Origin of the sequence: Klebsiella sp. 141203 (assembly GCF_032601985.1) — a bacterium.
GTDB classification, from domain to species: Bacteria; Pseudomonadota; Gammaproteobacteria; order Enterobacterales; family Enterobacteriaceae; genus Klebsiella; species Klebsiella aerogenes.
Map to the genome: position 1 here is coordinate 395,653 of NZ_JAQIRL010000004.1, position 24,760 is coordinate 420,412.

The window sequence follows — 24,760 nt, forward strand, 5'->3', positions numbered from 1 at the left end:
CAGGGGAATCAAAAGGAGTTAATCATGGTTGGGCTTGAAAAGAACGATCCGTTGATGCTGGCGCGTCAACTTCCTCTCAAATCGGTGGCGCTGATCCTTGCTGGCGGGCGTGGTACCCGGCTTAAGGATTTAACCATTAAGCGCGCGAAGCCTGCCGTCCACTTTGGCGGTAAGTTCCGTATTATCGACTTCGCGTTATCTAACTGTCTTAACTCAGGTATTCGCCGCATCGGCGTGATTACCCAATACCAGTCGCATACCCTGGTGCAGCATATCCAGCGCGGCTGGTCTTTCTTCAGCGAAGAGATGAATGAGTTTGTCGATCTGCTACCGGCGCAGCAGCGGGTACACGGTGAAAACTGGTATCGCGGTACCGCCGATGCGGTGACGCAGAACCTCGACATTATTCGTCGTTATAAAGCCGAGTATGTGGTGATCCTCGCCGGCGACCACATCTACAAACAGGATTACTCGCGCATGCTGATCGACCATGTCGAAAAAGGCGCGCGCTGCACCGTCGCCTGCATGCCGGTGCCCATCGAAGAAGCATCCGCTTTTGGCGTGATGGCGGTTGACGAAAGCGAGAAGATCATCGAGTTCGTCGAGAAACCGGCCAACCCGCCGGCGATGCCGAACGACGCCACCCGCTCGCTTGCCAGTATGGGTATCTATGTCTTTGATGCGGATTACCTTTATGAACTGCTGGCCGCTGACGACCTCGACGAAAACTCCAGCCACGACTTCGGCAAAGATATCATCCCGAAAATTACCGAAGCTGGCATGGCTTATGCACATCCTTTCCCGCTCTCCTGCGTGCAATCCGACCCGCAAGCCGAGCCGTACTGGCGCGATGTGGGTACGCTGGAAGCCTACTGGAAGGCCAACCTCGACCTGGCCTCGGTGACGCCGGAGCTGGATATGTACGACCAGCACTGGCCTATCCGTACCCATATGGAATCGCTGCCGCCAGCGAAGTTCGTCCAGGACCGCTCCGGCAGCCACGGCATGACGCTGAACTCGCTGGTTTCCGGCGGTTGCATTATCTCGGGCTCGGTGGTGGTGCAGTCGGTGCTGTTCCCGCGGGTGCGGGTGAATTCGTTTTGTAACATTGATTCGGCAGTCTTATTGCCGGATGTCTGGGTCGGGCGCTCGTGCCGCCTGCGCCGCTGCGTGATAGATCGCGCCTGCGTCATCCCGGAAGGGATGGTTATTGGGGAGAATGCGGAAGAAGATGCCAGCCGCTTCTATCGTTCAGAAGAAGGGATCGTGCTGGTTACGCGCGACATGCTGCGGAAACTGGGGCACAAACAGGAGCGATAATGCAGGTTTTACACGTATGTTCAGAGATGTTCCCGTTGTTAAAAACCGGCGGTCTGGCTGACGTTATTGGCGCGCTGCCTGCGGCGCAGATAGCAGACGGCGTGGATACCCGCGTGCTGCTGCCGGGGTATCCGGATATCCGCCGCGGGATTACCGACGCGCAGGTTGTCACCCGCCGGGATACCTTTGCCGGGCGCATCACCCTGCTGTTCGGCCATTTTAACGGCGTCGGTATCTATCTGATCGACGCGCCGCATCTCTACGATCGTCCGGGGAGCCCATATCACGACGCCAACATGAATGCCTATACCGACAACGTGCTGCGCTTTGCGTTGCTCGGCTGGGTGGGTAGCGAAATGGCCTGCGGGCTGGATCCATTCTGGCGCCCGGAGGTGGTGCACGCTCATGACTGGCACGCGGGCCTAACGCCGGCTTACCTGGCGGCGCGCGGACGGCCGGCGAAATCGGTGTTTACGGTGCACAATCTCGCCTACCAGGGGATGTTTTACTCCTGGCATATGAATGAGATAGAGCTGCCGTGGTCGTTCTATAACATGCACGGCCTCGAATTTAACGGTCAGATCTCGTTCCTCAAAGCCGGGCTGTACTATGCCGACCATATCACGGCGGTGAGCCCAACCTACGCGCGGGAAATCACCGAACCGCAATATGCCTACGGCATGGAAGGGCTGCTGCGCCAGCGCCAGCACGAGGGCCGCTTGTCCGGCATCCTTAACGGCGTCGATGATAGTATCTGGAATCCGCAAAGCGATCTGCTGCTGGCGGCGCGCTATGACCGCGATAGTCTGGAAGAGAAAGCCGAGAATAAACGGCAGCTGCAAATCGCCATGGGGCTGAAGGTGGATGACAAAGCGCCGCTGTTCGCCGTGGTGAGCCGCCTGACCAGCCAAAAAGGGCTTGATCTGGTGCTGGAGGCGCTGCCGGGCCTGCTGGAGCAGGGCGGGCAACTGGCGCTGCTGGGCGCCGGCGATCCGGTACTGCAGGAGGGCTTCCTCGCCGCCGCCGCCGAACATCCGGGCCAGGTCGGCGTGCAGATTGGCTATCACGAGGCGTTTTCGCACCGCATCATGGGCGGCGCCGATGTGATTCTGGTTCCGAGCCGCTTTGAACCATGCGGCCTGACTCAGCTGTATGGCCTGAAATACGGCACCCTGCCGCTGGTGCGCCGCACCGGCGGTCTCGCCGATACCGTGGCCGACTGTTCGCTGGAAAACCTCGCCGACGGCGTCGCCAGCGGCTTTGTCTTTGAGGACAGTAACGCGGTGTCGTTGCTGCGAGCCATCCGGCGCACCTTTGTGTTGTGGTCGCGGCCATCGCTGTGGCGCTACGTTCAGCGTCAGGCGATGAATATGGACTTTAGCTGGCAGGTGGCGGCGAAATCCTATCGTGAACTCTATCAACGCTTGATGTAATCACAGGAGCTATGGCTATGAATGCACCCTTTAGTTATGCATCACCGACGCTGAGCGTTGAGGCGTTAAAGCATTCTATCGCGTATAAGCTGATGTTTATCATCGGCAAAGATCCGGCGATCGCCAACAAACACGAATGGCTGAACGCCACCCTGTTCGCCGTTCGCGACCGCATGGTCGAGCGCTGGCTGCGTTCAAACCGCGCCCAGCTGTCGCAGGAAGTGCGGCAGGTTTACTATCTGTCGATGGAGTTTTTGATTGGTCGCACCCTCTCTAACGCGCTGTTGTCGTTAGGGATTTATGAAGATGTGAATAATGCGCTGGCCGATATGGGGCTCGATCTGGAAGAGCTTATTGATGAAGAAAACGACCCCGGCTTAGGCAACGGTGGTTTAGGGCGCCTGGCCGCCTGCTTCCTCGATTCGCTGGCGACGCTGGGCCTGCCGGGCCGCGGCTACGGTATCCGCTACGACTATGGGATGTTCAAGCAGAACATCGTCGACGGGCGGCAGAAAGAGTCGCCGGATTACTGGCTGGAGTACGGCAACCCGTGGGAGTTCGAACGCCACAATACGCGCTATAAAGTGCGTTTCGGCGGCCGCGTGCAGCAAGAAGGGAAAAATACCCGCTGGATAGAGACCGAAGAGATTATCGCCGAAGCCTACGATCAGATTATCCCCGGTTTCGATACCGACGCCACCAACACTCTGCGGCTGTGGAGCGCGCAGGCCAGTAGCGAAATCAACCTCGGTAAATTCAACCAGGGCGACTACTTCGCGGCGGTGGAAGATAAGAACCACTCCGAGAACGTTTCGCGGGTGCTGTACCCGGATGATTCCACCTATTCCGGGCGCGAGCTGCGCCTGCGTCAGGAGTATTTCCTGGTCTCGGCGACGGTGCAGGATATCCTCAGTCGTCACTACCAGTTGCACCGCACCTACGACAATCTGGCGGCGAAAATCGCCATTCACCTCAATGATACCCACCCGGTACTGTCGATCCCTGAGCTGATGCGTCTGCTGATCGATGAGCACAAATTTAGCTGGGATGAAGCCTTCGAGGTGACCTGCCAGGTCTTCTCCTATACCAACCATACGTTGATGAGCGAAGCGCTGGAGACCTGGCCGGTCGATATGCTGGGGAAAATCCTGCCGCGCCATCTGCAGATTATCTTCGAGATTAACGATTACTTCCTCAAGACGCTGCAGGAGCAGTATCCCAACGATACCGCGCTGCTGAGCCGTACCTCGATCATTGATGAATCCAATGGTCGCCGGGTGCGCATGGCGTGGCTGGCGGTTGTCGTCAGCCATAAAGTCAACGGCGTGTCAGAGCTGCATTCGCGCTTAATGGTCGAGTCGCTGTTTGCCGAGTTTGCGAAGATTTTCCCGATGCGCTTTACCAACGTCACCAACGGCGTTACGCCGCGGCGCTGGCTGGCGTTGGCAAACCCGCCGCTGTCGCAGGTGCTGGATGAGAATATCGGCCACACCTGGCGCACCGACTTAAGCCAGTTGAGCGATCTGCTACAGCATATTGATTACCCGACGGTGAACCAGGCGGTGCGCCGCGCCAAGCTTGAGAATAAGCAGCGGCTGGCGAACTATATCGCTCAGCAGTTGAACGTGGTGGTCAATCCTAAGGCGCTGTTTGATGTGCAGATTAAACGCATCCACGAATATAAACGCCAGCTGATGAATATCCTGCACGTCATCACCCGCTACAACCGGATCAAAGCCGATCCGCAGGCGGAGTGGGTGCCGCGGGTGAATATCTTCGCCGGTAAGGCCGCGTCGGCCTACTATATGGCGAAGCATATTATTCATCTGATCAACGATGTGGCGGCGGTGGTGAACAACGATCCGCAGATTGGCGATAAGCTAAAAGTTGTGTTTATCCCTAACTACAGCGTGAGCCTGGCGCAGCTGATTATCCCGGCGGCGGATCTCTCCGAGCAGATTTCGCTGGCGGGAACGGAAGCGTCCGGTACCAGTAATATGAAGTTTGCGCTCAACGGGGCGCTAACCATTGGTACGCTGGATGGCGCTAACGTTGAAATGCTGGAGCACGTCGGCGAAGATAATATCTTTATCTTCGGTAATACCGCGGAACAGGTAGAAGCCCTGCGCAGCAACGGCTATAAACCGCGCGACTATTATGAGCAGGATGAGGAGCTGCATCAGGCGTTGACGCAGATTGGCACCGGCCTGTTCAGCCCGTCGGAGCCTGGCCGTTACCGCGACCTGCTGGATTCACTGATCAACTTTGGCGACCACTATCAGGTACTGGCGGACTACCGCAGCTACGTTGATTGCCAGGATAAGGTGGACGAACTGTACCGTCATCCGGAGGAGTGGGCCAATAAAGCGATGATGAACATCGCCAACATGGGCTATTTCTCATCCGACCGCACGATCCAGGAGTACGCCAAACATATCTGGCATATCGACCCGGTTCGTTTGTAATCGGTTAAGCATCAGCAAAACGGGGCCAGTTGGCCCCGTTTCTGTTTGTGTAGCGAACGTTTTATTCGGAAAAGTGCCGGGAGGGATACAGGCTATTGCGGGAATATACTATTGACGTGAATTTGCCAGCAGTACGATAAATGCTCAAATAGTTTACGTTCATAGCCTAATAGCTATAATGTTGATGATAGCCTTTAGGCTATGAGGGATCGTCTATGTGGGATGTAGAAACGACGGATACGTTTGATACCTGGTTCGAATTACAAAGCAGAGCTTTAAAAGAGGATATGTTGGCCACGATGCTTATCCTGTCTGAGTTTGGTCCGCAGCTTGGGCGTCCGTATGTTGATACGGTAAAAGGTTCAAAGTTTCAGAATATGAAAGAACTTCGGGTTCAGCATCATGGGCTCCCGGTCCGCGCCTTTTTTGCTTTTGATCCTCTTCGGAAAGCTATCGTTTTATGTGCGGGCAATAAGGATGGCATGAATGAGAAACGTTTTTACAAAGAGATGATTACCCTGGCTGATAGAGAATTCAGCCAGCACCTGACTAAGGAGCGATAATGGGCACGCTAAAAGAACTCATGGCGAAACAGAGTCCTGAAAGCCAGCAGCGTATTGCAGCGAAAGCGGCAGAGATACGTCAGTCTGTCGCTTTAAACTTGCTTCGCGAAGAGTTACAAATTTCACAAACGGAGATGGCTGCGGCTATGGGGGTTAAGCAGCCAACGATCGCTAAAATGGAACAGGCTGATAACGACCCGAGGCTTTCGACCCTAAAGCGCTACATTGCGGCCTTGGGTGGGGAACTAAGTATAAATGTCACGTTGCCGACTGGAAAAAAAGTCTCGTTTAATTTGTGAATCGGTAACCCGGGTCAGGCGCAAGCCGTAGATACGGTTATTGCCCGGCGGCGCTACGCTTGCGCGGGCCTACAGACTGTAATGTAGCCCGGGCCAGGCGTAAGCCGCCGCCCGGGGTATATTAGGATGCTAACGACAGTTCAGACTTTCCCGTATGTTGCGCCAGCCACTCGCTGATGCGCGCCTGCTGCTCGGCATTCAGCCACATACCCTGCTTGGTACGGCGCCAGATAGCGTCATCCAGGCTGCGAACCCACTCGTGTTCGACCAGGTACTTCAGCTCGGCTTCATAAAACTCGTGGCCAAAATCTTCTCCCAGATCGGCAAGCGAAGTCGCTTCGCCAAGGATCCACTCGCTGTTGCTGCCGTAGGTGCGGGCATAGTGGCGGGCCATTGATTCGCTGATAAATGCGAAGCGACGGCGCAGTTTCGCCGCGTAGTCGTCGCGGTCGCCGCCGATATCGCCGCCGGGCAGAACGGCGGTTTTGGTCCACGCCGGGCCAATCCCCTGATAATACGGCGTCAGTTTTTCCAGCGCATGTTCCGCCAGTTTGCGGTAGGTAGTAAGCTTGCCGCCGAATACCGACAGCAGCGGCGCCTGACCGTTCTCATCGTGAATATCGAGGGTATAGTCGCGGGTAATCGCCTGCGGTGAGTCGGACTCATCGTCGCACAGCGGCCGCACGCCGGAGTAAGTCCAGACGATATCGTCGCGCGACAGCGTCTTTTTAAAGTGCGCGTTGTAGACGTTCAGCAGGTAGTTGATCTCTTTATCATCGATCGCTACTTCTTTCGGATCGCCGTTGTACTCGACGTCGGTGGTGCCGATAATCGAGAACTCATCCATCCACGGGATGACAAACACGATACGTTTATCTTCGTTTTGCAGGATATAGGCCTGCTTCTGGGTGTGCACGCGCGGCACCACGATATGGCTGCCTTTGATCAGGCGAATGCCATACGGCGAGCGCAGATGCATGCCTTCATCGAAGAAATGTTTCACCCACGGGCCGGTAGCGTTAACCAGACCGCGCGCGTGCCAGGTGAATTTTTCGCCGCTATCGATATCTTCCGCTTCCACCACCCACAGGCCGTTTTCGCGTTTTGCCGAGATAGCGCGGGTGCGGGTGCGAACCTCGCCGCCTTTACGTACCACCATCTGGGCGTTGGCAAGAACCAGACGCGCATCGTCGACCCAGCAGTCGGAATATTCGAAACCGCGCACGATTTCCGGCTTAAGTACCGATTCCGCGCCAAAGCGCAAACCGGTCGAGCCCGGCAGGCTGGTGCGTTTGCCGAGGTGATCGTATAAAAACAGACCGATACGAATCATCCACGCCGGGCGCAGATGCGGGCGATGAGGTAAGCGGAAGCGCATCGGGAAGGCCAAATGCGGCGCCATTTTTAATAACACCTCGCGCTCCGCCAGCGCTTCGCTGACCAGGCGGAATTCGTAGTGTTCCAGGTAGCGCAGGCCGCCGTGAATCAGTTTCGAGCTGGCGCTTGAGGTGGCGCAGGCAAGGTCTCTCGCTTCCAGCATCAGCACGGATAAACCGCGCCCGGCGGCGTCTGCCGCGATACCGGCACCGTTGATGCCTCCGCCTATCACAATCAGATCTTTGATTTCCACGCTCACACCTCGTTCGCTTTCGTTTAAGCTCATAAATGTTCGATATCGCTCACTATAGCAAACAAACGCGCTTTTGGTAACATCAAAAAAACATTTCAGAGTGATGCATGTAACATATTGGCGTTTATTTACCGCCTGACGGTACACTAGCGGGTAAAATCAGGGTCGGTCATCGCCCGTCATGAAGTGCAATAGAGAAGAGAATCATGGAACAATTTGAATGTATCAATGTAGAAGAAGCGCATCAGAAACTGCATCAGCAGAAGGCGGTGCTGGTCGATATCCGCGACCCGCAAAGCTATGCCATGGGGCACACGCCGGGCGCGTTTCATCTGACCAACGATACCCTGGGCGCTTTTATGCGTGATAACGATTTTGAGACGCCGGTGATGGTGATGTGCTACCACGGCAACAGCAGTAAAGGCGCCGCGCAGTATCTGCTGCAGCAGGGCTTCGAGAACGTCTACAGCGTCGATGGCGGTTTTGACGCCTGGCATCGTCATTTCCCGGCGGAAGTCGCGCACGGCTCGCTATAAGCGCGGTACGGTATATACTAGCCCCCTTTGTGTGGAATAAGCGATCCGCTGTATGTTAATGATTACCTCTTTTGCCAACCCGCGCGTGGCCCAGGCGTTTGTCGACTATATGGCGACGCAGGGGGTCATCCTGACTATCCAACAGCACACGCAGAGCGATGTCTGGCTGGCAGATGAAAGCCAGGCCGCGCGGGTGCAGGCCGAGCTGGCCCGTTTTCTCGAAAACCCGGCCGACCCGCGCTATCTCGCCGCCAGCTGGCAATCGGGGCATACCAATAGCGGATTGCATTACCAACGCTTTCCTTTTTTAGCTACCCTGCGTAACAACGCCGGGCCGTTTACGTGGGCGATTTTGCTGGCCTGTATCCTGGTCTTCATTCTGCAAAACGTTCTGGGCGATCAGACGATGATGATCTGGCTTGCCTGGCCCTACGATCCTTCGCTGAAATTCGAAGCCTGGCGCTACCTTACCCATGCTTTCATGCACTTCTCGCTGATGCATATTCTGTTTAACCTGCTATGGTGGTGGTACCTCGGCGGTGCGGTGGAGAAGCGCATCGGTAGCGGCAAACTGGTGGTGATTACCATTATCAGCGCTCTGCTGAGCGGATTCGTCCAGCATCAGGTTAGCGGCCCGTGGTTCGGCGGTTTGTCGGGGGTAGTCTATGCGTTAATGGGCTATGTCTGGCTGCGCGGCGAGCGCGACCCGCAGAGCGGTATTTATCTGCAGCGTGGTCTGATCCTCTTCTCTTTAGTGTGGTTAGTGGCTGGATGGTTTGATGTTTTCGGCATGTCGATCGCCAATGGCGCGCACGTGGCGGGCCTGGCAGTCGGGCTGGCGATGGCGTTTGTCGATACGCTAAATGTGCGAAAACGAACGTAGTGATTCCCAGGGATATTTCATGAAACAAACACAACGTCATGACGCGATTATCGAGCTGGTAAAAAAACAGGGATACGTCAGTACCGAAGAGCTGGTGGAGCAGTTTGCCGTCAGCCCGCAGACTATTCGTCGCGATCTGAATGATTTAGCGGAACAAAAAATGATCCTGCGCCACCACGGCGGCGCGGCGATGCCTTCCAGCTCGGTCAACACCTCGTGGCACGACAGGAAAGCGACCCAGACGGCGGAAAAAGAGCGCATCGCGCGGAAAGTGGCGAGCGAAATACCCGACGGCGCAACCCTGTTTATCGATATCGGCACAACGCCGGAAGCAGTGGCCCATGCGTTGCTCGATCATAATGACCTGCGGATTGTGACCAACAATCTCAACGTCGCGAATACGCTGATGGTGAAAGACGATTTTCGCATTATCCTCGCCGGCGGCGAGCTGCGCAGCCGCGATGGCGGGATCATCGGCGAAGCGACGCTCGATTTTATCTCCCAGTTCCGTCTCGACTTCGGCATTCTTGGTATAAGCGGTATTGATAGCGACGGTTCGCTGCTGGAGTTTGATTACCATGAAGTGCGCACCAAGCGGGCGATTATCGAAAACTCGCGCCACGTGATGCTGGTGGTGGATCACTCGAAGTTTGGGCGTAATGCGATGGTGAACATGGGCAGCATTAGTATGGTCGATGCGGTTTATACCGATATCATGCCGCCCGCAGGCGTGCTGAAGGTGATTAAAGACAACAACCTGCAGCTGGAGCTGTGCTAAACAGCGTTATACCCCGTATCCCATCATTTTGAGCAACCGCTGGGCATGCTGAACGGCATCCTGGCGGTGCGCGACGCCCAGTTTCTGATACAGATTGCGAATATGCGTTTTAATCGTGGTGGCCGCAACATCCAGTTCGCCGGCGATCTGCTCGTTGCTGTAACCGGAATAGATAAGCCCTAACACCTGCCATTCGCGCTGGGTCAGCGGACTGGTGCGGATAAGCTCCGGCACTTCCGGGTGGTTCAGCAGCCGTTCGACGAAGCTCTCGTCGAAGTGGGCGAATTTATGTCGATGATGCTGGTTAATATCGCGCAGGATGCGCTGCGCGCGGTGCTGCTCCAGCTCCGGCAGCGTATTCAGTTGAATCAGCTGGCGCAGCTGCTGGGCCATGGCTTCGCCTTCAATCACGAAGTGGTTGATAAAGCCGGTGCGGTTAGCCAGGGTTAAGGCTTCCATTAACACTTTTTGCGCCTCGCCCTTGCGGTCCGCCTGCCAGTACAGCTGGTTCAACAGCAGCAGGTTACGGTTGATATCGCTCATCAGCCGCAGCGAGCGGGCGTTTTCATTTAACTCTTCCAGCACCATTTCGGCGGAATCAAAATCACCGAGCAGGATCTGCGCGCGGGCAATGTTGCGCCACTGGCTTTGCAGGAAGTGGTTATTGGCGAATTCAGGTTTCGGCGTCTGGCGCAGCCAGTTGGCCGCTGCGGTTTTATCACCGGTCATCTGCCAGTAGATCACCCGCACTTTATCGGCGTTGGAGACCCAATCGCTATGATAATGGCCGTTGCCCAGCAGATTTTCCAGGCGGTTTAATAAGCTGCGGGCGTTGTCGAGATCGCCGCGCGCAAGCGAGCACTGCACCATTAACGCCAGGCATTGCAGCTGCTGCTGCGGCTGGTAGTTTGCCAGCACCGCGATGCCGCTGCGGGCGCTTTCTTCAGCTTCATCAAGACGCGCCCACGCCCATAGCAGCTGCGCGCGGATGCGCAACAGGAACTCATGCATCGGCAGCTGTTCAAGATGCTGATCGCGGATAAGCTGGAAAGCTTTATCCTGAATCTCCCATGCCGCCTGCAGGAAGCCCTGGGCAAACAGAATTTCGCTCTGCTGAATCATGCTCCACAGGGCGTAGTGCCAGACGTCATGACGGCGAGCCATCTGTTCTGTTTGCTGCATCACCGCCAGCGATTTACTCAGGTGGCCTTTGCAGTGCAGCACTTCGCCGTGGACGGAAGTGGCGACGATGCGGCTGTAATAGCTCGCCAGCGGCAGCTCATCCAGGGCCACCATTGCCAGGCGCTCGGCTTCGTCCTGATCGCCGGCGTTGATAGCGACCTGCGCGCGCAGGGCGTTGAAATCGCCGTGCATCGCGGTGTCCATTTCGACATCCATCTCCTGCTCGGCGCGGGCCAGCAGGGTATTCACTTCGCTATAGCGATGCTGGCTCTGCATCAGCCAGGCCTGCAGCAGGATCAGCCGCGGATTTTCCAGCAGGTTCGACCACGGCAGCGCCGCCAGCGATTGTTCCAGCAGACCCAGCTCGCTGTGGTTGAACATGCCCCAGGCGTGGTTGAGCAAAATATCGCGCAGCATGGCGGCATCGCCAGCGGCAAGCGCATGATGGATGGCTTCGGTGGGGAACCCCTGCGCCATCCACGCTTCGGCGGCGGCGCGGTGGATTTCCGGAAGCTCGGTGGCCATTTCCCACTGACAGCGCTGGCGCAGGAAGTTGCCGAATAGCGGGTGATAGCGGAACCACTCGCCGGAGTCATCCATCCGGTGCAGGAACAGCCCCTGACGTTCGATCTCTTCCAGTTGCATTTGGCCGTTCTCTTCGCCTGTCACGCGGACGATAAGCGCGTCATTCATCGAGCGCAGCAGCGAGCTTTTTAACAAGAAGCTGCGGGTACGGGCATCGACGTTATCCAGCACTTCATCGACCAGATAGTCGGAAAGGTGGCTGGCGTTAATGCCGGCGAGACGACGGGCGGAGTGCTGGGCGGAGGTATTTTTCTGCCGGGCGGAGAGGGCGATGAGCTGCAGGGCGGTGGCCCAGCCGGCGACGTCATCGCACAGGCGGCTGCTGTCATCGGCTTCAATGGGGGAGGCGAGGCGGCAGTCAAAGAACTGTTTCGCCTCCTGATGAGTAAAGGCCAACTGTTGGCTGCCGATTTCCAGTAACTGCTCGCGCACCCGCAGGTTGGCGATCCCCAACTGCGGCAGGTTGCGCGACAGTACTACCAGCGTCATGGTCTCTGGCTGATGGCGCAAGAAGAAGCGCATGGCATCGTGGATCACCGGATTGGTGATCAGGTGATAGTCATCAATGACCAGGTACAGCGGGCGCTGCCAGTCGGCAAGCTCAATAAACAGCTGCGCAAACAGCGACGGCAGGCTGGCGTACTGGCGCTTTTGCACCATGGCTTCGCTGGCGGCGCAGTGGCCGCCTGTCGCCTGTTGAATCGCCGCAATCAGATAGCTGGCGAAGCGCTCTTGTTGATTATCGCCTTCATCGAGCGAAAACCAGCCAAGGTCATGCTTACCCGATGCCCACTGCGAAACGAGCGTGGTTTTGCCGTAACCTGCCGGGCTGGTCACCAACGCGAGACGATAATTGTTCGCGCCGGAAAGTTTCGCCAGCAACCGTTCGCGAACCACAGTGTGTTCAAGACGGGATGGACGACTTAATTTTGACGGAATCAACATAGTTCACTTTTTCGCTGTGCAAGAAAGGGATGGGGATTTTTTTTGCGCTTCGTAATTAATGACTCCTAAGGTCGGTGATAATGAAAGTTATTGCAAGTTATGTCCAAAATTGATGCTCTTGAATTTGCTCTCGGTCACAATTTCTCGCTTCGGTTTTTAATTAGCTTTAAACCGGTACCAGTACGCGTCGTTCCTCGGTTTACGACGGTTTCGTCCGGGACGAAATTACTTTACCCGGCATTTTTTGTAGTTGATTGTTTTTATTAAATTATCGTCAGTGGATTCTTAGGGTTAATCTATTTCACGTATTTTTGTCATGGCATCTTTTTATTCTGTCAGTGGTTTATTTTTTATTTCACGATAATGGCACGAGCGAATTTGGCTTTGCGCTATGAATTGCGCTGTAACAAATTTGCCGGGCGTTGCGCTGGCGAAATTATTGTTCTACACGCGCAATAGGGCGGCGAATTCCCGACGACGAGCTAACGTTAAAGTGGCCGCGATCACAATTTTCGCTCATCCCCGCTACTCCTCCCTGTCTAATCCCCCTCGGGAGGAGGCAGCGGCCTCGGGAGGTCGGCACACTAAGGCTAACGTTTTAGTAAAGGACCAGGATTTCTTATGTCACAGACTTCTTTTAACCAGGCTCAGTTTCAGGCTGCACTGACGCGTCAGTGGCAGCGTTTCGGTTTATCGTCAGCCGCAGAGATGACCCAACGCCAGTGGTGGCGTGCGGTCAGCGGCGCGCTGGCGGAGCTTTTGGCGGCGCAACCGGCGGCGGAAGCCGTTAAAGGACAACGCCACGTTAACTACATTTCGATGGAGTTCCTGATCGGTCGCTTGACCGGTAATAACCTGCTCAACCTGGGCTGGTATGAAGGGGTGAGCGAGACGCTGAAGGCGTACGACATCCAGCTGACCGACCTGCTGGAAGAAGAGACCGATCCGGCGCTGGGCAACGGCGGCCTGGGCCGTCTGGCGGCCTGCTTCCTGGATTCTATGGCCACCGTTGGTCAATCGGCGACCGGCTATGGCCTGAACTATCAGTACGGCCTGTTCCGTCAGTCCTTTGCCGACGGTCAGCAGATGGAAGCGCCGGACGACTGGGGACGCGGCAGCTATCCGTGGTTCCGCCACAACGAAGCGCTGGATGTACAGGTGGGCATCGGCGGTAAAGTTAGCAAAAGCGGCGAATGGCAACCGGCTTTCGTGATTACCGGCGAAGCCTGGGATCTGCCGGTGCTTGGCTATCGCAATAACGTCGCGCAGCCGTTGCGCCTGTGGCAGGCCAAGCATGCCCATCCGTTCAACCTGACCAAATTCAACGACGGCGATTTCCTGCGCGCGGAGCAGCAAGGTATCGACGCGGAAAAATTGACCAAGGTGCTGTATCCGAATGACAACCACCTGGCGGGGAAAAAACTGCGCCTGATGCAGCAGTACTTCCAGTGCGCCTGCTCGGTGGCGGATATTTTGCGTCGCCACCATCTGGCTGGCCGCAAGCTGCATGAGCTGGCGGATTATGAAGTGATCCAGTTGAACGACACCCATCCGACCATCGCCATCCCGGAGCTGCTGCGCGTGCTGATTGATGAGCACCAGATGAGCTGGGACGATGCGTGGGCCATCACCAGCAAAACCTTCGCTTATACCAACCATACGCTGATGCCGGAAGCGCTGGAGTGCTGGGATGAGAAGCTGGTGAAGGCGCTGCTGCCGCGCCATATGCAGATAATCAAAGAGATTAACGACAGATTTAAACTGCTGGTGGAGAAAACCTGGCCGGGCGATAAGCAGGTGTGGGCGAAGCTGGCGGTGGTGCATGACAAACAGGTTCGCATGGCCAACATGTGCGTGGTGAGCGGCTTTGCGGTGAACGGCGTCGCGGCGCTGCACTCCGATCTGGTGGTGAAGGATCTGTTCCCGGAATATCACCAGCTGTGGCCGAACAAATTCCATAACGTGACCAACGGCATTACGCCGCGTCGCTGGATTAAACAGTGTAATCCGGCGCTGGCTGCCCTGCTTGATAAGACGCTGAAGAAAGAGTGGGCCAACGATCTCGACCAGCTGATCAAGCTGGAGAAGTACGCCGACGATGCCAAATTCCGTCAGGTTTATCGCGACATTAAACAGGCGAATAAAGTGCGTCTCGCTGAGTTCGTGAAGCGGCGTACCGGGATCGACATCAACCCACAGGCGATTTTCGATATCCAGATTAAGCGCCTGCACGAATACAAACGCCAGCACCTCAACCTGCTGAACATTCTGGCGCAGTATAAAGAGATCCGCGAAAACCCGCAGGCCGACCGCGTACCGCGCGTCTTCCTGTTTGGCGCCAAAGCCGCGCCGGGCTACTACCTGGCGAAGAATATTATTCTGGCGATCAACAAGGTGGCCGAGGCGATCAATAACGATCCGCTGGTGGGCGATAAGTTGAAAGTGGTCTTCCTGCCGGATTACTGCGTATCGGCGGCGGAAATGCTGATCCCGGCGGCGGACGTCTCCGAGCAGATTTCCACGGCGGGTAAAGAGGCCTCTGGTACCGGCAACATGAAGCTGGCGCTGAACGGCGCATTGACCGTCGGCACTCTTGACGGCGCCAACGTTGAGATCGCCGAGCAGGTTGGCGAGGACAATATCTTTATCTTCGGCCATACCGTGGAAGAAGTTAAGGCGCTGAAGGCGAAAGGCTACGATCCGCTGAAATGGCGCAAGAAAGATAAGCTGCTGGACGCGGTGCTGAAAGAGCTGGAAAGCGGTAAATATAGCGGCGGCGACAAACACGCCTTTGATCAGATGCTGCATAGCCTGCTGCAAGGCGGCGATCCGTACCTGGTGCTGGCTGATTTCGCCGCTTACGTCGCGGCGCAGAAGCAGGTGGATGAACTGTATCGCGACCAGGAAGCCTGGACCCGTGCGGCGATCCTCAACACCGCGCGCTGCGGCATGTTCAGCTCCGACCGTTCTATTCGTGATTATCAGCAACGTATCTGGCAGGCAAAACGCTAAGGACAGGCCTATGGAGAATAAACGCCTTGATAACGCCGCGCTGGCGGCGGGGATCAGCCCCAGCTATATCAATGCGCACGGGCAGCCGCAGTCGATCGCGGCGGCCACTAAACAACGCTTGCTGGATGCTATGCATCGTACCGCTACTGCCGCGAAAGCGGCAGTAGAACCGCTGCCCAGCGTCAAGGTTTTTACCCACGGTAAAAAAATGCAGTTGCCGGTAGCGGGAAGCGGCGCGTTTCACTGGCTGCTGACGACCGAAGAAGGTAAGCAGTATCAGGGTGAGACGCGCGGCGGCGAAACGCTCGCTTTGCCTGGGCGATTGCCGACGGGCTATCACACCCTGACCCTCACGCGGGACGGCGAACGCTGGCACTGCCGGGCGATCGTCGCCCCGGCGCGCTGCTACGAACCGCTGGCGCTCAAAGAGGGCAAAAAGCTATGGGGCGCCTGCGTCCAGCTCTACACCCTGCGTTCTGAGAACAACTGGGGCATTGGCGACTTCGGCGATCTACGCGCCATGCTGCCGGAAATCGCCCGTCGCGGCGGCGCGTTTATCGGCCTCAACCCGATTCACGCGCTCTATCCGGCGAACCCGGAGAGCGCCAGTCCGTACAGTCCGTCCTCGCGCCGCTGGCTTAACGTCATCTATATCGACGTTAACGCGGTGGAGGATTTCCAGCGTAGCCCTGCCGCGCAGGCATGGTGGCAGCTTGCGGAAACCCAGCAGGCCTTGCAGGCCGCGCGGCAGACCGCTGATGTCGACTATACCGCTGTCACCGCGCTGAAGCTGACCGCGCTGCGTCTGGCGTGGGCCGAGTTTTCTACGCGTGAAGATGAGCAAATGGCGGAGTTCCGTCAGTTCGTGCTACGCGAGGGCGAAAGCCTCTACTGGCAGGCGGCGTTTGATGCGCTGCATGCGTGGCAAAGTCAGCAGGATCCGATGCGCTGGGGCTGGCCGGCATGGCCGGAGGCGTATCAGAGTACGAGCAGCCCGCAGGTGAAAACTTTCTGTGCGGAACATGCCGATGAGGTGAGTTTCTATCTGTGGCTGCAGTGGCTGGCATATACGCAGTTCGCCGCCTGTTGGCACACCAGCCAGCAGGACGGGATGCCGATTGGCCTGTATCGCGATCTGGCGGTCGGCGTCGCCGAAGGCGGATCGGAGACGTGGTGCGATCGCGAGCTGTATTGCCTCAGGGCTTCCGTCGGCGCGCCGCCGGACATCCTCGGCCCGCTGGGACAAAACTGGGGCCTGCCGCCGATGGATCCGCATGTGATGGCTGCCCGCGCCTACGAGCCGTTTATCGAACTGCTACGGGCGAATATGCAAAACTGCGGCGCATTGCGTATTGACCACGTGATGTCGGTGCTGCGCTTGTGGTGGATACCGTATGGCGAAACCGCCGACCATGGCGCCTATGTGCAGTATCCCGTGGATGACCTGCTGGCGATCCTGGCGCTGGAGAGCCAGCGGCACCGCTGCATGGTCATTGGCGAAGACCTCGGTACCGTACCGGTTGAGATCGTCGGCAAGCTGCGCAAAAGCGGCGTTTACTCGTATAAAGTGCTCTATTTCGAAAATGGCCCTGATAAAACGTTCCGCGCGCCGAAGGCCTATCCGCAGCAGTCGATGGCGGTCGCGACGACCCACGATCTACCGACGCTGCGCGGTTATTGGGAGAGCGGCGATTTAACGCTCGGGAAGACGCTGGGCCTGTATCCGGATGAAGTGGTGCTGCGCGGCTTATATGCCGATCGCGAGCAAGCAAAGCAGGGGTTGCTGGATGCGCTGCATCGGCACGGCTGTTTGCCGAAGCGCGCCGGGCATAAAGCCTCGCTGATGGCGATGACCTCAACGCTTAATCGCGGGATGCAGCGCTACATCGCCGACAGCAACAGCGCCCTGCTTGGACTACAGCCGGAAGACTGGCTGGAGATGGCTTCACCGGTCAACATCCCGGGCACCAGTACCGAGTATCCCAACTGGCGGCGTAAGCTTAGCGTGACGCTCGAGCAGATGTTTGCCGATGCGCAGGTGAATAAGTTGATTAAAGACCTGGATAAGCGCCGCAAGGCCCGCTAATCCAGAGAGAATTCCCCGGTGGCGCTGCGCTTACCGGGGCTACGGTTGAGAGCCGAAGAACAAAAAGGGAACGAGGATTACACCACCCTCCCCAGGACCGTAGCCCGGATAAGGCGCTTTGCGCCGCTATCCGGGAAACGAATAATAAAAAGGCCGGGGCGCATGATGCGCACCCGGCCTTTTTATTTCAGGGAGGAAGGGTTACACCACCATCCCCAGCAGCAGACAACCAACCAGGCCGCACACGGAAATGATGGTTTCCAGTACCGACCAGGACTTGATGGTCTCGCCAATGGTCAGGTTGAAATACTCTTTGAACAGCCAAAAGCCTGGATCGTTCACGTGCGAGAAGATAACGCTACCGGAACCCACGGCGATAACCATCAGCTCCGGGCTAACGCCGGTGGTGGCAATCAGCGGCGCGGCGATACCACCCGCGGTGATAGCGGCAACGGTAGCCGAACCCAGCGCAATACGCAGCACCGCGGCGATAGACCATGCCATAAACAGCGGTGACATATTGGATTCGTGCATGATAGAGGCGATGTACTTATCCATGCCGCTATCCACCAGCACCTGCTTAAAGGCGCCGCCGCCGCCGATGATCAACAGCATCATGGCAATGATTTTGATAGAGGAGGTCAGCGTATCGTTGATCTGCTCCATGGAGCGGCCGCGGTTCAGGCCGAAAGTGAACAGCGCGATCAGCACCGCAATCAGGGTCGCCATCACCGGGTCGCCGAAGAACTCGGCAACGGGCAGGAAGGCGTGGCCCTTCGGCAGAACCATCTCGGCGACGGCGCGCATCGCCATCAGGATCACCGGTACCAGAGAGGTCCAGACGCTGACGCCAAAGCCCGGCATCTCTTCTTCAGTGAAGGTTTTCGGGTTGTGCAGGCCTTCCGGGATCGGTTTATCAATACCTTTCAGGAAACGGGCGAAAACCGGGCCGGCGAGAATAACCGTCGGGATAGCCAGAATCGTACCGTAGAGCAGCGTTTTGCCCATATCGGCGTGGAAAATTGTCGCGATAGCGGTCGGGCCCGGGTGCGGCGGCAGGAAACCGTGGGTGACGGAGAGCGCCGCGGCCATCGGTACGCCAACGTACAGCAGCGGGATACGCGCGGAAGCGGCGATGGTAAAGACCAGCGGCAGCATCAGCACGAAACCGACTTCATAGAACAGGGCGAAACCGACGGTGAAACCGGTCAGTACAACGGCCCATTGAATATGTTTTTTACCGAATTTATCAATCAGGGTGGTGGCGATACGCTGCGCGCCGCCGCAGTCCGCCAGCATTTTACCGAGCATAGCGCCGAAGCCCATGATCAGTGCGAGGCTGCCGAGCGTGCCCCCGACGCCGTTTTTGATGGATACGATGACTTTATCCAGAGGCATACCCTGCATTAATCCGACGGCGAGCGCCACCAGAACCAGAGCGATGAAGCCGTTCATTTTGAAACGGATCATCAGCAACAATAACAGGGCAACCCCGATAGCTACGATGACTAATGGCATGATTTACCTGGCCTTAACTTGTTATGGGTAACGTTAAAGTCTGAACATCTACAGTATCCGTTCCGCAGAGGAACAAGGATGTCTTGCACCGTAAAGCTGGCATATTCCTGACCCAGAGAAAGGATAGCTGGCTATTTTTTTGTCGGTGGTGCTTGTCGTGGATGATACGGGTAACATGTGAGCTTTGAGAATGCCCTGAACCGGGTAAATTTTAAATATGAGACTTAAGTCATACTCTCTGCCGGGTTTTTGCCGTGCTGGCTAGTCAGAAATGTTGTGCGGTAACATGCGGGAAGGAGAAGTCACCCGGCAAGCGGTTGTTGCCGGGCGAGAGGGCGGAAGCTTAGTAGTAGGAGTGCTCGCCGCGCTGGTGTTCGGTCAGGTCGCGCACGCCTTTCAGCTCCGGGAATTCGTTCAGCAGCTGCTTTTCGATCCCTTCTTTCAGGGTCACGTCGACCATCGAGCAGCCGTTGCAACCACCGCCGAACTGCAGGATAGCCAGACCGTCTTCGGTGATTTCCATCAGCGAGACACGACCGCCGTGACCGGCCAGCTGTGGGTTGATCTGCGACTGCAGCAGGTACTCCACGCGCTCCATTAGCGGGGCATCGTCGGAAACCTTACGCATTTTGGCGTTCGGCGCTTTCAGCGTCAGCTGGGAACCGAGTTGGTCAGTGACGAAGTCGATTTCAGCATCTTCCAGATAAGGCGCGCTGAGTTCATCAACATACGCGGTCAGCTGTTCAAATTTCAGCGCCGTGTCGGTGTCTTCCACCGCATCCGGTGGGCAGTAGGATACGCCGCACTCAGCGTTTGGGGTGCCGGGATTAATCACAAATACGCGAATTTGCGTCCCTTCTTCCTGATTTGCCAGCAGTTTGGCAAAGTGCGCTTGTGCAGCATCGGAAATACGGATCATAGCGTTGGCCTAATAGTTGACTATTTTACTGGGTTATAATACGCCCATCAGCGGGGGTCTACAAGGTACGGCATACACACCATACCTGAACCGTCGCGGCGCCGTTTCGCAAAAGCAGGCGGGAAATCTCGGCGACGGTGCTTCCGGTTGTGACGACATCATCCACAATGGCGATATGGTGGCCCCGAACGGATAATTCAACCTGGAAAGCATTTTTCAGGTTCTGCTTACGTAATCTGGCGCTTAACTGATGCTGTGTTGCGGTACGCCGGATTCGCTTCAGCGCATCGCCGCGCCAGGCGCAACCCATCCAGCGCGCCAGCGGGCGGCATAGCGCCTCGCTTTGGTTAAATCCCCGACGCCAGTGGCGGCGTTGCCAAAGAGGCACGCTGATAATCCGGTCCACTGGCGGCAGCCCGCGGTTAAGGCGCAGGCGCAAAATAAGCAGTCGCGCCAGCGCTGGGGCGAGTTCCGGACGAGGCCCGAACTTTAACTGATGCACCAGTCCGCTTAGCGCAGGGGTATAGCTATTCACCGTCACCAGCCGCTGCCAGGGCGGCGGTTTTTGCAGGCAGCGTCCACAGGGTAAGGTGGGCGCCAATGCGGGTAAACCGCACTGCGGGCAGAGTGATTGTGAGATGAGCTGCGAGGCGGTGCAGCGCGAGCAAATCCCCCAGTGAGCGATGGCCAGCGGCATTTGGCATAGCCAGCATAAGCTGTGTGCTGTTAGCATAATTCCCCTCATAGTGATGGAAAGAGAACAGTAACTGATGAATGACATCTGGTGGCAAACCACGGGCGAAGGAAATTGTCATCTTGTGCTGCTGCACGGATGGGGGCTGAATGCCAACGTGTGGGATTGCATTACGCCGGAACTGGCTACGCATTTTACCCTGCACCTGGTGGATCTACCGGGCTATGGCCGCAGCGGTGGTTTTGGCGCCTTAACGCTTGAAGAGATGGCGCAGCAGGTCGTTGCAAAAGCGCCGGAGCAGGCCATCTGGCTTGGCTGGAGCCTGGGCGGGTTGGTAGCGAGCCTGGTGGCGCTGCAGCATCCGCAACGCGTGCAGGCGCTGGTGACCGTCGCTTCTTCGCCGTGTTTTGGCGCGCGCGACCCGTGGCCGGGGATTAAACCGGAAGTGCTGAGCGGCTTCCAGCAGCAGCTTAGTGAAGATTTCCAGCGTACCGTCGAGCGTTTTCTCGCCCTGCAAACCATGGGTACCGAAAGCGCGCGCCAGGACGCCCGTGCGCTGAAAAGCACCGTTCTGTCGCTGCCGATGCCGCCTGCTGAGGTTCTCAACGGCGGGTTGGAGATTCTCAAAACCGCCGATTTGCGTCAACCGCTCGCCGCGCTGACCATGCCGTTTTTGCGCCTCTATGGTCGTCTGGATGGGCTGGTGCCGCGTAAAATCGTTCCGCTATTGGATGAGCTGTGGCCGCAAAGTGAGTCTATCATTTTCGAAAAGGCGGCCCATGCGCCGTTTATTTCACATCCCCAGCCATTTTGTGAGCCTCTGATCGCGTTGAAAAAGCGGCTGAATAATTATTTTTAGCGCCGCGTGGTAAATCATCAGGATCGGGCAATACTTAGGTTGTTGCGGCGGTTGATTATTTCGTTTTTGCCGCCGCAAACTAAAAATAACAACCTTATGGAGAGTAAAGGCTATGAAACTTGTTACAGGTATTGTTGCATCTCTGGTGATTGGCTCCCTCTCTTTTGGCGCGTTCGCGGCGAAAGAGATCCAGAAAGATGAAGTCGCGAAAATGAATCTGACCAAGGTCGGCAGCATCACGACTTCCCGTACCACGTCGCCTATGGACGCGAAGCGCGATCTGTCTAAGAAGGCGGATGAGTTGGGCGGTAAGTACTTCGTGGTGATTGCCGGCGAGAAGAACGAGAAGACGGTTCACGCGAACGCCGACGTGTATAAGTAAGCCCGATTTCCCCTGCCAGGCGCAGCCTGGCAGGGCTCCAGCTCAACGTCGTTGGGTAGCCCGGATACGGCGCAACGCGCCGCCATCCGGGATGTCTTATTCAGCGCAAAGACCACCACTCCCGCAGACAGGCTTTCCCTTCCGGGCAGCTTTTACAGCTGCCGGAAAGGCAGCCATCGGCATCTTCGGTCTTTCTGACCGCTTTCCCCATCGCTTCCAGGCGGCTCAACATGGCGTCGATCAGCGGCCGCGGCGTATGCAGGCGGGCGCTCAGCTGTGCGGCTTCCATGCGCCCCTGCAGGGCCAGCATATCGCGTACTTCGATTAACGATGCCATGATGATTGCTCCTTAGTGGCAGTCGCCGGCCGGGCTCTGGCAGCAAGACGTCGGGGTTTTACGCGTCGCCAGCAGCGAAACGTCTACCCGGCTCCGCGCCCGACGCAGCAGGCCAAAGACCACGACGTTAAACAGAATCACCGCCAGAATACACACCAGGCTGTAGCGCGGGTGCTGGCTAAAGCTCACGGTCTGGTAGTACAGCGTTGATAGCGAGTAGGCGATATTCAACCCCCACAGCACCGAGAACATCATCCAACCGCGGCTGGACTCACGGGCAATCGCCCCCATCACGGAAATGCATGGAATATAGAGCAGGACGAAGATCAGGTAGCTGTACGCGGCGGCGGCGCTGCCGAATTTACTGCCCATCACGCCCATTGCGCCGGTTTCCATTTCGCCATCGCCTTTGCTTGCTTCAATCGGGTTCGCCAGCACGCTCAGGCTAAAGGTGTCTTTCAGTCCCTGCCAGGTTTCATCGACGGCGGCTAACAGCTCGTCGCCAAGGCTAAACTCCTGTGGGTTAAACTCTTCATTCTGGATATCTTCCGCGGTGTAGAGGGTATTCAGCGTACCGACCACCACTTCTTTCGCCATCGCGCCGGTAAACAGGCCGACGGTTGCCTGCCAGTTATCTTCGTGCACGCCAATCGGCTTAAACACTGGGGTGATCACTCGGCTAACCGAAGCCAGCGCCGAGTCGTTGATGTTATCGACCACTTTGCCGCTAAGCGAGAAGCTGTTCAGCGCGCTGAGGAAAATACTGACAATCACAATGACCTTACCGGCGCGCAGGACGAAGCCTTTCAGGCGCTGCCAGGTCTGGATAACCAGGCTCTTGATGTGCGGTACGTGATACACCGGCAGCTCCATCACAAACGGCGAGGCTTCGCCGCGCATAATGGTGTATTTGAGCATCAGGCCGGTGAGGATCGCCATCACGATGCCCAGCACGTACAGTGAGAAGACCGCCAGCGCGCCGTTCTGCCCGAAGAAGGCAGCGGCGAAGACCGCGAAAATCGCCAGTCGCGCGCCGCAGGACATAAATGGCGCCATCATGATGGTCATTAGCCGTTCACGCGGCGCATCCAGCGTACGGGCGCCCATTACCGAAGGCACGTTACAGCCGAAACCGACGATCAGCGGCACGAAGGATTTCCCCGGCAGGCCTAACGCCTGCATCAGGCGGTCCATCACGAAGGCCGCGCGCGCCATATACCCGGAGTCCTCAAGGAAAGAGAGGAACAGGTACATCATGCCGATTTGCGGTACCAGCGGCAGCACGGTATTGATACCGCCGCCCAGCCCTTGCGCGAGGAATACGGTCAGCCAGTCCGGGAAGTGCAGGGTGTAGCCCAGCCACTGGATGCCGTGAATGAAGATAGCCACCGAACCGGCGTCGAAAATCGGCTGCAGGGCGCCGCCGATGTTGATAGCCAGCAGGAACATCAGGTACATCACGAACAGGAAGATCGGTAAGCCGAGGAAGCGGTTAAGGATAATTTTATCCATCGCCGTGGTGAAGCGGCTCGGCTCGGCGGTCAGGGTGTTACTGACGGCATCGCATACCGCGGCGATACTTTGATAGCGGGCATCGGCGATATACAGTGCCGGATCGTCCATTTCGCCGCTCAGGTTAGCCAGCGCCAGATCGAGTTTGTCGGCGGCGTTGCCGGCGAAAGCGCGGCTATAAATATCGCCTTCCAGCATCTGCAGCCCCAGCCAGCGGCGCTGACGCAGCGGCATATCAGCAGGCATCGCCTGCGCCAGCATATCGGCTTCGCGCTGCAGAGATTGTGGATAGTGCACCAGTTCCAGCGGCTGATTTTTCTCATGGCGGTCAAGCGCCATTTTTAGCGCTTCGATACCGCGGCCGCGGGTGGAGACCAGCGGTATCACCGGGCAACCGAGACGGGCCGCTAACGCGTCGACGTCGATGCGGATTTGCTGCTTTTCGGCAATATCGAGCATGTTTAGCGCGACGACGCAGGGAATACCCAACTCCAGCAGTTGCAGAGTCAGATAGAGGTTCCGTTCCAGGTTCGAGGCGTCGATGACGTTAATCAGCAGGTCGGCATCGCCGCTGAGAATATAGTGACAGGCAATCTGTTCGTCGAGCGACGTCTGCGAGGAGATGGTGGTCAGCGAATAGGTGCCCGGCAGGTCGACCAGGGTGACCTGGTGGTCGGTGGTGGTGAAGGCGCCTTCTTTACGCTCAACGGTGACCCCCGCCCAGTTACCCACCCGTTGGCGCGCGCCGGTTAGTTGATTAAATAACGTTGTTTTGCCGGAATTAGGATTACCAATTAAACCAACGGTTAATTTTTTCATTTT

The 24,760-nt window shown here is 57.1% G+C and carries 19 protein-coding genes; 12 read left to right on the forward strand and 7 right to left on the reverse strand.

Annotation, left to right across the window (positions count from 1 at the left end):
- Positions 1-24: 24 nt before the first annotated feature.
- The 5 genes from glgC to PGR29_RS18360 all read left to right on the forward strand — a co-directional run bounded on the left by glgC (position 25) and on the right by PGR29_RS18360 (position 6,080).
- Entirely contained in the window at positions 25-1,320 is a 1,296-nt protein-coding gene (glgC, locus tag PGR29_RS18340; protein WP_015703688.1) for a glucose-1-phosphate adenylyltransferase, read from the forward strand.
- A complete protein-coding gene (gene glgA / locus PGR29_RS18345; RefSeq protein ID WP_045375801.1) occupies positions 1,320-2,753 on the forward strand; it encodes a glycogen synthase GlgA in 1,434 nt (477 codons plus the stop codon). Before glgC ends, glgA begins: the two co-directional genes overlap by 1 nt.
- A 17-nt stretch (positions 2,754-2,770) precedes the next feature.
- Positions 2,771-5,218: a glycogen phosphorylase gene (gene glgP, locus PGR29_RS18350; RefSeq protein ID WP_047047942.1), complete on the forward strand. Its 2,448-nt coding sequence runs from the start codon at positions 2,771-2,773 to the stop codon at positions 5,216-5,218.
- Between the two features lie 215 nt (positions 5,219-5,433).
- Positions 5,434-5,781 carry a type II toxin-antitoxin system RelE/ParE family toxin gene (locus PGR29_RS18355; RefSeq protein WP_045394830.1) on the forward strand — a complete coding sequence of 116 codons (348 nt, stop codon included), beginning with the start codon at positions 5,434-5,436 and terminating at the stop codon, positions 5,779-5,781.
- Positions 5,781-6,080: a helix-turn-helix domain-containing protein gene (locus PGR29_RS18360; RefSeq protein WP_045394831.1), complete on the forward strand. Its 300-nt coding sequence runs from the start codon at positions 5,781-5,783 to the stop codon at positions 6,078-6,080. The genes PGR29_RS18355 and PGR29_RS18360 overlap by 1 nt, the downstream gene beginning before the upstream one ends.
- Positions 6,081-6,201: 121 nt before the next feature.
- On the opposite strand, the gene glpD is transcribed toward PGR29_RS18360, so the two are convergent.
- Complete coding sequence (glpD, locus tag PGR29_RS18365) at positions 6,202-7,710, reverse strand: glycerol-3-phosphate dehydrogenase (RefSeq protein WP_020077778.1); 1,509 nt, start codon at positions 7,708-7,710, stop codon at positions 6,202-6,204.
- Positions 7,711-7,916: 206 nt separating this feature from the next.
- On the opposite strand from glpD, the gene glpE reads away from it, so the two are divergent.
- From glpE to PGR29_RS18380, 3 genes are read left to right on the forward strand one after another with little or no spacing between them, the layout of a single operon-like run.
- Positions 7,917-8,246, forward strand: a complete 330-nt coding sequence (glpE, locus tag PGR29_RS18370; protein ID WP_015369349.1) for a thiosulfate sulfurtransferase GlpE — start codon at positions 7,917-7,919, stop codon at positions 8,244-8,246.
- 52 nt (positions 8,247-8,298) lie between these two features.
- Positions 8,299-9,129 (forward strand): rhomboid family intramembrane serine protease GlpG, encoded by an 831-nt coding sequence (gene glpG, locus PGR29_RS18375; protein WP_015703685.1) that lies wholly within the window; start codon positions 8,299-8,301, stop codon positions 9,127-9,129.
- 19 nt (positions 9,130-9,148) lie between these two features.
- The gene (locus PGR29_RS18380) at positions 9,149-9,907 is read left to right on the forward strand and encodes a DeoR/GlpR family transcriptional regulator (protein ID WP_015369351.1); all 759 of its coding nucleotides are present in this window, start codon (positions 9,149-9,151) and stop codon (positions 9,905-9,907) included.
- 6 nt (positions 9,908-9,913) lie between these two features.
- Here PGR29_RS18380 and malT read toward each other — a convergent pair whose 3' ends face one another.
- Complete coding sequence (gene malT, locus PGR29_RS18385) at positions 9,914-12,619, reverse strand: HTH-type transcriptional regulator MalT (RefSeq protein ID WP_045394833.1); 2,706 nt, start codon at positions 12,617-12,619, stop codon at positions 9,914-9,916.
- Between the two features lie 621 nt (positions 12,620-13,240).
- Here malT and malP point away from each other — a divergent pair.
- On the forward strand, positions 13,241-15,631 hold the full coding sequence (gene malP / locus PGR29_RS18390) for a maltodextrin phosphorylase (protein WP_087859055.1): 2,391 nt from the start codon (positions 13,241-13,243) through the stop codon (positions 15,629-15,631).
- Between the two features lie 10 nt (positions 15,632-15,641).
- Positions 15,642-17,717 carry a 4-alpha-glucanotransferase gene (gene malQ, locus PGR29_RS18395; protein WP_316425077.1) on the forward strand — a complete coding sequence of 692 codons (2,076 nt, stop codon included), beginning with the start codon at positions 15,642-15,644 and terminating at the stop codon, positions 17,715-17,717.
- 201 nt (positions 17,718-17,918) lie between these two features.
- Here malQ and gntT read toward each other — a convergent pair whose 3' ends face one another.
- The 3 genes from gntT to gntX form a co-directional block, all read right to left on the reverse strand.
- Complete coding sequence (gntT, locus tag PGR29_RS18400; RefSeq protein ID WP_015369355.1) at positions 17,919-19,235, reverse strand: gluconate transporter; 1,317 nt, start codon at positions 19,233-19,235, stop codon at positions 17,919-17,921.
- A gap of 343 nt (positions 19,236-19,578) precedes the next feature.
- Complete coding sequence (gene nfuA / locus PGR29_RS18405; RefSeq protein ID WP_015369356.1) at positions 19,579-20,154, reverse strand: Fe-S biogenesis protein NfuA; 576 nt, start codon at positions 20,152-20,154, stop codon at positions 19,579-19,581.
- 58 nt (positions 20,155-20,212) lie between these two features.
- Positions 20,213-20,887 (reverse strand): DNA utilization protein GntX, encoded by a 675-nt coding sequence (gene gntX, locus PGR29_RS18410; protein WP_316425078.1) that lies wholly within the window; start codon positions 20,885-20,887, stop codon positions 20,213-20,215.
- Between the two features lie 37 nt (positions 20,888-20,924).
- Here gntX and bioH point away from each other — a divergent pair, with 37 nt between their 5' ends.
- Positions 20,925-21,707 (forward strand): pimeloyl-ACP methyl ester esterase BioH, encoded by a 783-nt coding sequence (bioH, locus tag PGR29_RS18415; RefSeq protein ID WP_087859058.1) that lies wholly within the window; start codon positions 20,925-20,927, stop codon positions 21,705-21,707.
- A 112-nt stretch (positions 21,708-21,819) separates the two neighbouring features.
- Positions 21,820-22,089, forward strand: coding sequence for a YdgH/BhsA/McbA-like domain containing protein (locus tag PGR29_RS18420; RefSeq protein ID WP_015369359.1), 270 nt, complete (start codon positions 21,820-21,822; stop codon positions 22,087-22,089).
- 100 nt (positions 22,090-22,189) lie between these two features.
- Here the strand turns inward: PGR29_RS18420 and feoC are convergent, their stop codons facing one another.
- Together feoC and feoB are read right to left on the reverse strand one after the other, a co-directional pair.
- Positions 22,190-22,426, reverse strand: a complete 237-nt coding sequence (feoC, locus tag PGR29_RS18425; protein ID WP_047047957.1) for a [Fe-S]-dependent transcriptional repressor FeoC — start codon at positions 22,424-22,426, stop codon at positions 22,190-22,192.
- Positions 22,427-22,438: 12 nt separating this feature from the next.
- Positions 22,439-24,757 carry a Fe(2+) transporter permease subunit FeoB gene (gene feoB / locus PGR29_RS18430; RefSeq protein WP_087859060.1) on the reverse strand — a complete coding sequence of 773 codons (2,319 nt, stop codon included), beginning with the start codon at positions 24,755-24,757 and terminating at the stop codon, positions 22,439-22,441.
- Positions 24,758-24,760: the final 3 nt, after the last annotated feature.